Origin of the sequence: Hyalangium sp. (genome assembly GCF_035629615.1) — a bacterium.
Classification (GTDB): Bacteria; Myxococcota; Myxococcia; order Myxococcales; family Myxococcaceae; genus Hyalangium.
In genome coordinates, this window is the sequence record NZ_DASPHO010000179.1 from 1 (window position 1) to 12491 (window position 12491).

Annotated in this window: 14 protein-coding genes and 1 pseudogene; 3 read left to right on the plus strand and 12 right to left on the minus strand. The window is 66.4% G+C overall.

The window, feature by feature from the left end; translation table 11 throughout:
• The 12 genes from trmD to icd all read right to left on the minus strand — a co-directional run.
• Positions 1–457 (minus strand): tRNA (guanine(37)-N(1))-methyltransferase (trmD, locus tag VD972_RS09240; RefSeq protein WP_414654023.1); only part of this gene is annotated, 457 nt, incomplete at its 3' end.
• A complete protein-coding gene (gene rimM / locus VD972_RS09245) occupies positions 457–978 on the minus strand; it encodes a ribosome maturation factor RimM (RefSeq protein WP_324984029.1) in 522 nt (173 codons plus the stop codon). The genes rimM and trmD, both read right to left, overlap by 1 nt.
• The gene (locus VD972_RS09250) at positions 975–1268 is read right to left on the minus strand and encodes a KH domain-containing protein (RefSeq protein WP_324984033.1); all 294 of its coding nucleotides are present in this window, start codon (positions 1266–1268) and stop codon (positions 975–977) included. Before VD972_RS09250 ends, rimM begins: the two co-directional genes overlap by 4 nt.
• 21 nt (positions 1269–1289) lie before the next feature.
• Positions 1290–1547, minus strand: coding sequence for a 30S ribosomal protein S16 (gene rpsP, locus VD972_RS09255; RefSeq protein WP_324984035.1), 258 nt, complete (start codon positions 1545–1547; stop codon positions 1290–1292).
• A 76-nt stretch (positions 1548–1623) separates the two neighbouring features.
• Positions 1624–2772: a 23S rRNA (adenine(2503)-C(2))-methyltransferase RlmN gene (gene rlmN, locus VD972_RS09260; protein WP_324984068.1), complete on the minus strand. Its 1149-nt coding sequence runs from the start codon at positions 2770–2772 to the stop codon at positions 1624–1626.
• Positions 2773–2936: 164 nt separating this feature from the next.
• Positions 2937–3380: a nucleoside-diphosphate kinase gene (ndk, locus tag VD972_RS09265; protein ID WP_324984038.1), complete on the minus strand. Its 444-nt coding sequence runs from the start codon at positions 3378–3380 to the stop codon at positions 2937–2939.
• Positions 3381–3422: 42 nt separating this feature from the next.
• A complete protein-coding gene (sucD, locus tag VD972_RS09270; protein WP_324984041.1) occupies positions 3423–4325 on the minus strand; it encodes a succinate--CoA ligase subunit alpha in 903 nt (300 codons plus the stop codon).
• Positions 4326–4361: 36 nt separating this feature from the next.
• Positions 4362–5522 (minus strand): ADP-forming succinate--CoA ligase subunit beta, encoded by a 1161-nt coding sequence (gene sucC, locus VD972_RS09275; RefSeq protein WP_324984044.1) that lies wholly within the window; start codon positions 5520–5522, stop codon positions 4362–4364.
• 274 nt (positions 5523–5796) lie between these two features.
• Entirely contained in the window at positions 5797–6600 is an 804-nt protein-coding gene (gene sdhB, locus VD972_RS09280; RefSeq protein WP_324984047.1) for a succinate dehydrogenase iron-sulfur subunit, read from the minus strand.
• A 15-nt stretch (positions 6601–6615) separates the two neighbouring features.
• Positions 6616–8493, minus strand: coding sequence for a succinate dehydrogenase flavoprotein subunit (sdhA, locus tag VD972_RS09285; RefSeq protein ID WP_324984050.1), 1878 nt, complete (start codon positions 8491–8493; stop codon positions 6616–6618).
• Between the two features lie 218 nt (positions 8494–8711).
• Positions 8712–9656, minus strand: a complete 945-nt coding sequence (gene mdh / locus VD972_RS09290; protein WP_324984053.1) for a malate dehydrogenase — start codon at positions 9654–9656, stop codon at positions 8712–8714.
• A 21-nt stretch (positions 9657–9677) separates the two neighbouring features.
• Entirely contained in the window at positions 9678–10973 is a 1296-nt protein-coding gene (gene icd, locus VD972_RS09295; protein WP_324984056.1) for an NADP-dependent isocitrate dehydrogenase, read from the minus strand.
• 183 nt (positions 10974–11156) lie between these two features.
• Between icd and VD972_RS09300 the strand changes: the two genes are divergently transcribed.
• The 3 genes and pseudogenes from VD972_RS09300 to VD972_RS09310 all read left to right on the plus strand — a co-directional run.
• Positions 11157–11678, plus strand: coding sequence for an SgcJ/EcaC family oxidoreductase (locus VD972_RS09300; RefSeq protein WP_324984059.1), 522 nt, complete (start codon positions 11157–11159; stop codon positions 11676–11678).
• 184 nt (positions 11679–11862) lie between these two features.
• On the plus strand, positions 11863–12057 hold the full coding sequence (locus VD972_RS09305; RefSeq protein ID WP_324984063.1) for a hypothetical protein: 195 nt from the start codon (positions 11863–11865) through the stop codon (positions 12055–12057).
• Positions 12058–12224: 167 nt separating this feature from the next.
• Positions 12225–12491: pseudogene (locus VD972_RS09310) on the plus strand (hypothetical protein); the annotation flags it as partial.

Consider the following 12491-nt stretch of genomic DNA (forward strand, 5'->3'; position numbering starts at 1 on the left):
CCACCGCGTCCACCACCGCCAGGGCCGCGATCTCCCCACCCGTGAGGATGAAGTCCCCCAGGGACAGCTCCCCGTCCAGGTGCGCCATCACCCGCTCGTCCACGCCCTCGTAGCGCCCGCAGACGAGGATCAGCCCCGGAGCGTGGCTGACCAGCTCCCGCGCCCGCGCCTGGGTGAAGGCAGGCCCCCGAGGGCTCATCATCAGCACCTTCGTGCCCGGGTTGCGGGCCCGCGCCGCCTCGATGGCCGCCACCAGCGGCTCCACCTTCATCACCATCCCCGCCCCGCCGCCGTACGGCGTGTCATCCGTGACGCGGTGCTTTCCCTCGGCGTACTCGCGGATGTCCGTGGCGGTGACAGACAGCTTCCCCCGCTCCTGGGCCTTGCCGAGGATGCTCTCCCCCACATAGCCGGACACCATGCCGGGAAAGAGCGTGAGGATCTCCACCGGGTACATCAGCGATCCTCCAGGTACTCGGGCGGGCGGATGACGATCCTCCCACCGGGCATGTCCACCGAGGTGACGAAGTCATCTGCGAAGGGGACGATCAGCTCGGGCTTCCCAGGGCCCTGGATGACCAGGTTGGGCACCTCTCCCGTGGCCCAGACCTCCACCACCTTGCCCAGCTCCTGGCCAGCCTCGTCCACGGCGGTGAGGCCCACCAGATCGCCCTGGAAGTACTCGCCCTCGGCCGGAGGCTCCAGATCCTCGCGGTAGACGAACACGGTGCCGCCGACGAGGGCCTCGGCGGCCTCCCGCGTCTCCACGCCCTCAAAGACGACGATGTTCTCCTTGGGGGTGGGCCGCAGGGACTCGATCCGCAGCTCCCGCTCCTCGCCGGCCCGGGTGCGCACACACACCCGCTCCACGACGTCGAGCGTCTCCGAGCCGGGATCGAACGCGCGGATCGCCACCTCACCCTGAAGGCCATGGGCCCGGGCCACATAGCCGAGCTCCAGGTAGCGCTGAGGCGTCACTGGGCGTCAGGGGCGGGAGGCGCCGCGGGAGCCGCCCCAGGGGCAGGCGCCGCACGCCGATCGTCGAGGATCTCGAGGCGAACCTTCTGCCCCTGCTTCTGGGCCGCGGCGCTCAGCAGCGTCCGGAGGGCGTTCACGGTCCGCCCGTCACGGCCGATCACTTTGCCGACGTCCTCAGGGGCGACCTTCAGCTCGAAGAGCCGGGCGCCTTCCACCTCGGACACACGCAGTCCCACCTGGTCCGGTTGATCGACCAGGGCCCGCGCAAGATAGGTAAGCAGTTGCTCCACGTCCGGTCAGACCGGCAGGGATCAGGCAGTGGGCGGCGTGGCCTTGGCCGCGCGCTTGATGAGGTCGGCCACCGTCTCGGAGGGCGTGGCGCCCGTCTTCAGCCAGTACTGGAGCCGCTCCTGGTTGAACTCCACCTTCGGGGGGTTGAGGTTCGGATCGTAGGCACCCACGGCCTCGATGAACTTCCCATCCCGGGGGTTCCGGGAGTCGGTGGCAACCACATGGTAATACGGCCTCTTCTTGGCGCCCGCGCGGGCAAGACGGAGAACAACGGACATTGAACTGACTCCAGTGAAAACAGCAGGTAACGAAAAATAGAGGAGGGGCGCTATTAGCGTCCCTGCCTCGGGATTGTCAAGGAAGCTCGGGAGGTTGCGTCGCCTTCCCGTCATCCTCCCCGCTCCGGTTGGCGAGCTGCCCACAGGCGCCGGCGATGTCCCGGCCCCGATTCTGGCGGATGAAGGCGGCGATGTGGCCCTCGGCGAGGATGGCACGGAAGGCCTCCGCCCGCTCCTCCATGGTGGTCTGGAACCCCAGGCCGGGGTTCTCGTTGTAGGGAATGAGGTTCACCTTGGCGGGGATGTCCTCGAGCAGCTGGACGAGCCGGTGGGCGTCCTCGTCGCTGTCGTTGAAGCCCCGGAGCAGCACGTACTCGAAGGTGATGCGGCGGCCCTGGCGCAAGGGGAACTTGCGGCACGCCTCCAGCAGCGCGGCGATGTTCCACTTGCGGTTGACGGGCATCGTCTTGCTGCGCTGCTCGTCCGTGCTGGCGTTGAGCGAGATGGCGAGCTTGACGTCCGTCTCCTGGCCGAAGCGCTCGATCATGGGCACCAGGCCCACGGTGGAGACGGTGATGTGGCGGTGGGAGAAGTTGGGCCCATCCTCGGACTGGAGGATGGAGAGCGCCGTCTTGAGGTTCTCGAAGTTGTGCAGGGGCTCGCCCATGCCCATGAAGACCAGGTTGGAGAGCGGGCGCCAGGTCTCCAGGTTCTCGAGCTTGCGCACCTCGCGGTTGACGGTGTGCACCTGGGCGACGATCTCGCCGGCCGTCAGGTTGCGCTTGAGCCCCAGGGTGCCCGTCATGCAGAACGAGCACGCCATGGCACAGCCCACCTGGGTGGAGACGCACAGCGTCTTCCGGTCCTCGGAGGGCATGTAGACGGACTCGATGTAGCGCCCATCCCGCGTCTTGAAGCGGTACTTGATGGTGCCGTCCACCGAGCGCTGCTCCAGATCCTTCACCAGCGGGACGATCTCGGCGCGCTCCTGGAGCTTCTGGCGGAAGGCCTTGGACAGGTCCGTCATCTCGGCGAACGAGGTGGCGCCGCGCTGGTGGATCCAGCGGTAGATCTGCCCGGCGCGGAACGCCCGCTCGCCCAGCTGCTCGGTGATGAAGCGAGTCAATCCCTCCAGCGTGAGGCTGGACACGTCGACGAGCTTCGCGGGCACGGGGGCCGGCAGCGGCGTGGTGTCAGGAGAGGTGACGGGAGACTCGGACGTCATCATCTGTCTTCTAACGAGAGGTGTAGGGAGAAGGCTTCCCACATCTGGGGCCGGCAAGTCAAAGGAGGGCTCGCCAGGCCGCCAGCGTTACAGGGATGAAAGAACACGGCCCGGGCTCGCGCCTGAGCGCGGGCACCGGGCCGGAGCCAGCGGGGGGCAACGGACTACTTCTTGCCCTGCCAGTCGTACGAGCTGATCTCGGTCTCGCGGAAGAAGTAGGCGATCTCGATCTTCGCGTTCTCGAGGCTGTCCGAGCCGTGCACCGTGTTCTTGTCGATGCTGGTGGCGAACTCCTTGCGGATGGTGCCCGGCGCGGCGTTGGCCGGGTTGGTGGCGCCCATGATCTCGCGGTTGGCGGCCACGGCGTTCTCACCCTCGAGCACCATGAGCACCACGGGGCCGGAGATCATGAAGCCGACCAGATCCTTGAAGAAGGGGCGCGCCTTGTGGACGGCGTAGAAGCCCTCGGCCTGGGCCTGGGACAGGTGCTGCAGGCGGATGGCAACGGGCTTGAGGTTCTTCTCCTCGAACTTGGAGATGACCTTCCCGATGATGCCCTTCTCCAGCCCGTCCGGCTTGATGATGGACAGCGTACGCTCGATGGCCATGTGTCGTGGTCCTCGCAGTGACTCGTGTGAAAGGGGAAACGGCTAACGGTTCTTCTTGGGGGCGCCGCGCTTCAGCGCCTCCTGGAGCGTGGTGCCGAGCTCCGTGGGGCTAGGGGCCATGAGGAAGCCCGCGGCCTCCATGGCCTTGATCTTCTCCGAGGCGGTGCCCTTGCCGCCGGAGATGATGGCGCCGGCGTGGCCCATGCGCTTGCCCGCGGGCGCGGACTGGCCCGCGATGAAGCCGGCGATGGGCTTGGTGAACTCGCGCGCCACGTACTCGGCGGCGGCCTCCTCCGCGCTGCCGCCGATCTCGCCGATCATGATGACCGCGTCGGTCTCCGGATCCGCGTTGAACAGCTTGAGCACGTCGATGAAGTCCGTGCCGTTGACGGGATCGCCACCGATGCCCACCGCGGTGCTCTGCCCCAGGCCCAGCTGGGTGAGCTGGTGCACCGCCTCGTAGGTGAGCGTGCCGGAGCGGGACACCACACCGATGCGGCCCGGCTTGTGGATGTGGCCCGGCATGATGCCGATCTTGCACTTGGCCGCCGGGGTGATGACGCCGGGGCAGTTGGGGCCGATGAGCCGCACGCCAGGCTTGCCCTGCAGGTAGCGCTTGGCGCGCACCATGTCGTTGACGGGGATGCCCTCGGTGATGGTGATGATGAGGGAGATGCCTGAGTCAGCGGCCTCCATGATGGAGTCCGCGGCGAAGGGCGGCGGCACGAAGATGACGGAGGTGTTGGCGCCCGTCTGCTTCACGGCCTCTGTCACCGTGTTGAAGACAGGGACCTTGCCCTCGAAGTCAGTGCCGCCCTTGCCCGGGGTGACGCCGGCCACGAGCTTCGTGCCGTACTCCAGCATCTGCTTGGAGTGGAACGAGCCCGCCGAGCCTGTGATGCCCTGGCAGAGGACCTTCGTGTTTTCGTTGACGAGGATGCTCATGAGGTGACTCTCGTAAAGAAGGGGTGACGGAGGGGCCTACTTCGCCGCGGCGACGGCCTTCTCGGCCGCCTGACGCAGGTTGTCGGCGGGGGTGATGGCGAGCCCGGAGGTGCGCAGCAGCTCCTTGCCCTTCTCCACGTTGGTGCCCTCGAGCCGCACCACCAGCGGCACCTTGAGCTGAACGTCCTTGGCGGCGGCGATGATGCCCTCGGCGACGACGTCACACTTCATGATGCCGCCGAAGATGTTGACCAGCACCGCCTTCACGTTCGGGTCGGCGAGGATGAGCTTGAAGGCCGCTGTCACCTTCTCCTTGCTCGCGCCGCCGCCCACGTCCAGGAAGTTGGCCGGGTTGCCGCCCACCAACTTGATGGTGTCCATGGAGGCCATGGCCAAACCCGCGCCGTTCACCATGCAGCCGATGTTGCCGTCCAGCGCGATGTAGGCCAGGTCGTACTCCTTGGCCTGCGTCTCACGCGGCTCCTCTTCGGCCAGGTCCCGGTACTCCAGCAGATCCTTGTGCCGGTAGAGCGCGTTCTCGTCGAAGTTCACCTTCGCATCGAGCGCCACCACTCCGCCGTCCTTGAGAATGACCAGCGGGTTGACCTCCACCAGGGAGGAATCCGTCTCCACATACATCTTGTAGAGCGCGGAGCAGAACTGGACGAACTTGTTCACCGTGGGGCCGGAGAGGCCCAGGCCAAAGGCCAGCCGGCGGCCCTGGAAATCCTGGAAGCCCACCGAGGGGTCCACCGCCTCGCGGAGGATCTTCTCCGGGTGCTTGGCCGCCACTTCCTCGATCTCCACGCCGCCTTCCTTGGAGGCCATGAAGGTGATGCGCGAGGTGGCGCGGTCCAGCGTCACGCCGAGGTACAGCTCCTGGGCGATCCCGAGCCCCTCCTCGATGTAGACCTTGTGGACCGTCTGGCCCTCGGGGCCGGTCTGGATCGTCTTCAGCTTCATGCCGAGCATGGCCTTGGCGAGGTCCTTCGCCTCGGCGGGGCTCTTGGCGAGCTTCACGCCACCGCCCTTGCCGCGGCCGCCGGCGTGGATCTGGGCCTTCACCACCACCACGGAGGTGCCCAGCTGCTTGGCAGCAGCCTCGGCCTCGTTCGGCGAGAGCGCGAGGATGCCCCGAGGAGTGGGGACGCCATACTTCCTGAAGAGTTCCTTGCCCTGGTACTCGTGGATCTTCATCGAGGCTCCGGCTGAACGGCGATGGCTTGAAGTGTCAAGCGCGGGCTGCCTATTCGCGCAATACGGCCCTAAGTGCAAGGACGTTGACGTGCCTGGGTAGGCGGCGACCCGTGACGGAATGGCTGAACCGAGAGCGCCCCTCTGCTGGCTGCAGGCCGATCCAACCTGTCATACAAGCAGACAGGTTCGGCCAGAGCGCGCCACCAGGGGCCCCTCGAATCGGTTCAGCGCGTTGAGCTGTACCACCCGCTCCCACGCCCCTCGGGCTGCCCGGCTACCCCGGGCCCGCGGTGTGCTTGCTCTCCTCTTCCTGGAAGAAGATGTCCTTGATCACCAGCTTGCTCACCTCGCGGTTCATCACCGCGATGGAGGTGACGAGCGGGATCTCCTTCGGGCACACCTTCACGCAGTTCTGCGCCTTGCCGCAGTCCTGGATGCCGCCTGGCCCCATGAGCGAGCGCGTGCGCTCCTCGGCGTTCAGCTTGCCGGTGGGGTGCATGTTGAAGAGCCGCGCCTGGCTGATCGGCGCCGCACCCACGAAGGTGTTGTCGAGCGTCACCTGCGGGCAGGCCTCCAGGCAGCTGCCGCAGCTGATGCACGTGGACAGCACGTACATGGTTGCCTGGTCCTTCGGCGACTGCCGTGGGCCCGGACCCAGGTTGTGCGTCCCGTCCACCGGGATCCAGCCCTTCACCCGCTTGAGCGACTCGAACATCCGCTGACGATCCACCGTCAGATCGCGCACCACCGGGAACTTCTTCATTGGCTCCAGGGTGATGGGCTGCTCCAGCTTGTCGATCAGCGCCGAGCAGGCCATCCGCACCCGCCCGTTGATGTTGATCGCGCAGCTGCCGCACACCTCCTCGAGGCACGCCGCGTCCCACACCACCGGGGCCACCTTCTGACCCTGCACGGTGACGGGGTTGCGCTGGATCTCCATCAGGCACGAGACGACGTTGGAGCCCTTGCCGTACGGGACACGGAACTCGTCATAGTGCCCCTCCCCTCCTGGTCCATCCTGGCGCCAGATGCGGAAGGTCACTGTCTTGCTGGTGGCGCCTGCCTGTGCGGTGTCCATGGTGAGTTCCCCTGACTAAGCGTACCAGCGCGGCTCCGGCTCCAGGACCGGTGTGGAGATGTCCTCGTAGGAGATCTTCGGCCCCTCCTCCGAGTGCTTGGCGATCGTCGTCTTCGCCCACTTCTCGTGGCGCTTCTTCCAGAGCTCCATCCACTGCGGATCCTCGCGCGGATCCTTCGACTTCGGCTCCGGCAGCGAGAACTCCGGCTTGTAGTGCGCGCCCCGGCTCTCGTCTCGCATCAGCGCGCTGGTGGCGATCACCTCGCCCAGCTCCAGCATGTTCCACAGCTGGTTGGTGAAGGACAGCGAGCGGTTGGCCAGGTTGCCAGTGTCGAGCACGTTGCAGCTCTTCCAGCGCACCTTCATCTCGCGGATCTTCTCGACCGTCTTCTTCAGGCGATCATTGTAGCGGACGACAGTGCAGTTCTCCGTCATCAGCTCGCCCAGCTCCTTGGAGATCTGGTACGGATTCTCCGAGCCCGCCATCTTCTTGAGGGTGGCGAAGCGATCGTCCCAGTACTTCTTCGCGTCGTTGAAGTACCGGTCGCTCTTGGCCTCGGCGCTGGTGGCGTTGTTCTTCGCGTAGGCCGCCATGGCCGGCCCGCCGATCATCCCCGAGTAGATGCAGGACAGCAGCGAGTTGGCCCCCAGCCGGTTGCCGCCGTGGAAGGCGTAGTCCGCCTCGCCCGCCGCGTACAGCCCCGGGATGTTGGTGGACTGGTTCTTCGGACTGCCGTCCACGGGCGTGAGCGTGCGCGGGTCCGCCTCGAAGTTCACGTACAGGCCGCCCATCGAGTAGTGCATGCCCGGGAAGATGATCATCGGCGTGTGGCGCGGATCGTCGCCGACGAACTTCTCGTAGATCTCCATCACGCCCTTGATCTTCGCATCGAGCGTGGCGGCGGGGATGTGCGTCACGTCCAGGTACACCCCGTCCTTGCCGCCGATGCCCAGGCCCATCTCCCGGCAGACCGTGAAGATCTCGCGGGTGGCCACGTCGCGCGGCACCAGGTTCTTGTACTTGGGGTACTTCTCCTCCAGGAAGTAGAAGCGCTCGCTCTCGGGGATGTCCCGCGGGCTGCGCGTGTCGCCCTTCTTGCGCGGCACCCAGACGCGGCCACCCTCGCCGCGCACGGACTCGCTCATCAGGCGCAGCTTGTCCTCTCCCGGGATGGAGGTGGGGTGCACCTGGATGAACTCGCCGTTGGCGTAGATGGCGCCTTCCAGGTAGGCCCGGCCCGCCGCCGTGCCCGTGTTGATGATGGAGTTGGTGGAGCGCCCGAAGACGATGCCCGGGCCTCCCGTGGCCAGGCACACCGCCTCCGCGGGGAAGGTGCGGATCTCCATGGTGCGCAGATCCACCGCCACGCTGCCGATGCAGCGGCCGGACTCGTCCTTCACCGTGCCCAGCCACTCCCAGAACTCGTACTTGGTGACCTTGCCCTCGGACTCGTAGCGGCGCACCTGCTCGTCCAGCGCGTAGAGCAGCTGCTGGCCGGTGGTGGCGCCCGCGAAGGCCGTGCGGTGGTGGAGCGTGCCGCCGAAGCGCCGGAAGTCCAGCAGGCCCTCGGACGTCCGGTTGAACGTCACCCCCATGCGGTCCAGCATGTAGATGATGCCCGGGGCCGCGTAGCACATGCCCTTCACGGACGTCTGCTCCGCGAGGAAGTCGCCGCCGCGCAGCGTGTCCTTCACGTGGATGTCCGGGTGGTCACCCTCGCCCTTGGTGTTCACCGCGCCGTTGATGCCGCCTTGAGCGCAGACCGAGTGCGAGCGCTTCACCGGCACGATGGAGAGGACGTCGACATGGTGCCCCGCCTCGGCCAGCTTGATCGTCGTCATCAACCCCGCGAGGCCGCCACCCACCACCGTGAACCGCGCTGCTGCTGCCATGAGTCGTCTCCTTCACTGCCAGGAGCCAGGGGGACGCAGGCTCGCCAGGATGAGCGAGCGCGCCTCCCAGGAGCACCCGGTGCGGGTCCTACAGGCTAGTTAACTTGGCGAAACTCCGCCGCAATTCGGGCGGCGCGCGCGATAAGCCCGCGCCATCCACGGCATAAGGCCCGCCCTACCCAGGGAGTTCCCAGGTGGGACGGGCCCGCGCTGCCGGACTACAGCTTGACGCTGTCGACCGTCTTCTTCACGGACTGGAAGGACTTCTCCAGGCTCGCCTTCTCCGAGTCATCCAGCTGCACGGCGATGACCTTCTCGATGCCGCCGGCGCCGATCTGCACGGGGGCGCCGAAGAAGTAGCCGTTGATGCCGTACTGGCCCTCGAGCAGGGCCGCGCCCGGGAGGATGCGCTTGCGATCCAGCAGGAAGCTCTCCGCCATGGCGATGGAGCTGGCCGCCGGGGCGAAGTAGGCGCTGCCCGTCTTGTAGAGGGCCACCAGCTCGGCGCCGCCCTCGCGGGTGCGCTTGACGATGGCCTCCAGCTTGTCCTTGGGCAGCAGCTCGGTGAGGGGTACGCCGCCCACGGTGGTGTGGCGCACCAGGGGCACCATGTCGTCACCGTGGCCGCCGAGCACCAGCGCCTCCACGTCCCGGACGGAGCAGTTGAGCGCCTCGGCGATGAAGCACTTGAAGCGGCTGGTGTCCAGCACGCCCGCCATGCCCACCACCATGTTCTTGGGCAGCTCCGCGATCTTGTAGAGCGCGAACACCATCGCGTCCAGCGGGTTGGCCACGTTGATCACGAAGGCGTTGGGGGCGTGCTGTTTGATGTTCGCCGCCACGTCCTTCATGATCTTCAGGTTGATGTCGAGCAGGTCCTCGCGGCTCATGCCCGGCTTGCGAGGCACGCCGGCGGTGATGATGACGACGTCCGAGCCGGCCACGTCCTTCCAGTCGGTGGAGCCGGTGACGCGGCAGTCATAGCCGTCCACCGCGGACAGCTGGTTGATGTCCAGCGCCTTGCCCTTGACGGTGCCCTCGGCTGCGGGGATGTCGAAGAGCACCACGTCGCCAAGGTTCTTCTGCACGGCGAGCAGCGCCAGGTTGCCGCCGATCTGGCCGCCGCCGATGAGGCCGATCTTCTTCTTGCGAGTCTGAGCCATGTGGGTTGTCTCCGTGAGGCACTACATGTTCTTGATGATGGCCTGCCCGAACTCCGAGCACTTGACCTCAGTCACAGCGCCCTGGCTCTCCATCTTCATCAGGCGGGCGAAGTCGTAGGTCACCGTCCGCTGCCCGATGGCCTTGTCCATGCCCTGGATGATGAGGTCCGCGGCCTCGTGCCAGCCCAGGTGGCGGAACATCATCTCGCCCGAGAGGATCACCGAGCCGGGGTTCACCTTGTCCTGGTCCGCGTACTTGGGCGCGGTGCCATGGGTGGCCTCGAAGACGGCGTGGCCGGAGACGTAGTTGATGTTGCCGCCCGGCGCGATGCCGATGCCGCCCACCTGCGCGGCCAGCGCGTCCGAGAGGTAGTCACCGTTGAGGTTCAGCGTGGCGATCACGTCGAACTCGTCCGGACGCGTGAGCACCTGCTGCAGGGTGATGTCCGCGATGGAGTCCTTGATGATGACCTTCTTGGCGGCGACGGCGGCCTTCTGCTCGGCGTTGGCGGCCTCCTCGCCCTTGGCGGCCTTGGTGGCCTCCCACTGATCCCAGGTGTAGACCTTCTCACCGAACTCGCGGGCGGCCAGGTCGTAGCCCCACTTGCGGAAGGCGCCCTCGGTGAACTTCATGATGTTGCCCTTGTGCACAATCGTGACGCTCTTGCGCTTGTGCTCCACGGCGTACTGGATGGCCGCGCGGACGAGCCGCTCAGTGCCCTCCTTCGACACGGGCTTGATGCCGATGCCCACGTCCTTGGGGAAGCGGATCTTCTTGAACTCCTTCTCGAACTCCTTCTGGAGCAGGCCGAGGAACTTCTCCGCCGCGGCGGTGCCCGCCTCGAACTCGATGCCGGTGTAGATGTCCTCCGTGTTCTCACGGAAGATCACCATGTCCACCTTCTCGGGGGCCTTCACCGGGCTGGGCACGCCCTTGAAGTAGCGGACGGGCCGCAGGCAGACGTACAGATCCAGCATCTGGCGCAGCGCCACGTTGAGCGAGCGGATGCCACCGCCCACGGGCGTGGTCAGCGGGCCCTTGATGCCGACCAGGTAGGTGCGGAAGGCCTCGACGGTCTCGTCCGGCAGCCAGTTGTTGACCTGCTTGAAGGACTTCTCGCCGGCCAGCACCTCGTACCAGGCGATCTTCTTCTTGCCCTTGTAGGCCTTCTCCACCGCCGCGTCGAACACCGCCTGTGAGGCGCGCCAGATGTCGCGCCCAGTGCCGTCGCCCTCGATGTAGGGGAGGATCGGGTTGTCCGGCACGTGCAGCTTGCCGTTCTCAAGGGTGATCTTCTGGCCAGACGGAGGCGCCATGTGAAAGAGCTCCTGGTGGGTGAGACCGTGTAAGCAGGGGGGCGGATAGTCCGGAACCCGCCCCCTTCAGTCAAGCGGTTTGCCACCCCCCCGGAGTGCCGGACTTATCGAAGCCAGAGCCACGACGCAGGTTGGGCGGCTCCCTCGAGGGCTTCCGTGGTTTCATGGCACCGGGAGGGTTGTGTGAACCCAACGTCTTCGAGTGCGCCGTTCCTGGCCGTGGTGCTGTCCTTCATGCTGGCCCCCGCCGTGGCCCGCGCTGACCAGCCTCGCGGCGAGGATGAGGCCGCGCTCCGCCAGCTGGTGGCCGCTCAGGCCGAGGCCTGGAATCGCCACGACGCCATGGCCTGGAGCAAGGACTTCGCCCCGGATGCGGACTTCGTGAACATCGTCGGCAGCGTCTTCCAGGGACGCGCCGAGATCGAGAAGCGTCACGCCGGCATCTTCGCCAGCATCTTCAAGGACAGCCGGACGAAGGTGACGGTGCGCCGGCTCGCGTTCCTGGGGCCTGACGTGGCCATCGTCGACACGGACCACGAGGTGACCGGGCATGCCGGGCTGCCTCCCGGTATCCAGAGCTCGGACGAGTCCGGAGTGCTCCGGACCCGGATGCGGTACGTGCTGCGGAAGAGCGGTGAGAAGTGGCAGATCGTCGCCGCGCAGAACACGGACGTGAAGCCCGCTCCCAAGAGCCCCAAGAAGTAGCCGCGCCTCCGCAGGACTGTCGCGGCGCGTCATGAGGCGGCATCGCGGATACGTTCAGTCGTCCGCCAAGGGAACGTCGAGAAGATGTCACCCCCCTCGTGTACCAACGCGGGGCGTCGTGATTTCCGGCATGCCTGCCTTCATCATCGCCGGCTCTTGAAAGTCTCAAGCGGGGGGTCGTCTCATGGAATGGCTCGAGTTCAACCGGTGGTCCCAGGACGTGCAGAAGAGCATCGCGCTCCAGGTGGCTCGCCTGAGTGAGGTCTCCCAGCACCTGCCCAAGACGCAGGTGACGGCCACGCAGGCCTACCACCTGCAGTCAATGCTCCGCCGGCACCCACCCACCAACCCCTGGGGCCACCCTTCCGCCGAGTCCTGAAGCTGTATGGATGGAATGCCAGGAGCCATGGGCCGTTAGGATGCAGGGCGGTGCACCTTCCCCCTGCCCGTCAGCACGCTGTCCGCTCGGCAGGCCATGGCCTCGCTCTCTCCTCGTCCCATCTCTCCCGGGGAGTGCTCACCGTTGGACGCATCGGAGGGAGTTCCATGCAGAGAACGGAGTCGCTTGAGGAGATGCTCGAGAGAGGCCAGGAGCTGTCGAGCCACGATGAGCCGCTGGCCGCTTGGAACGCGCAACAGAGCACGCATGCTGAGAGGTTTCACGTCATCTTCAATGGGAAGGTTTATTTCAACACCGAGTGGGTGGACGCGGTGCAATGCCCCGGGGACATCAACCTCGAGCTCAACCCGTGGAAGTACGAGCGCGATGCCACCAAGAAAGAGATGGCCAGGCTGGGCAACCCCACGAGCACC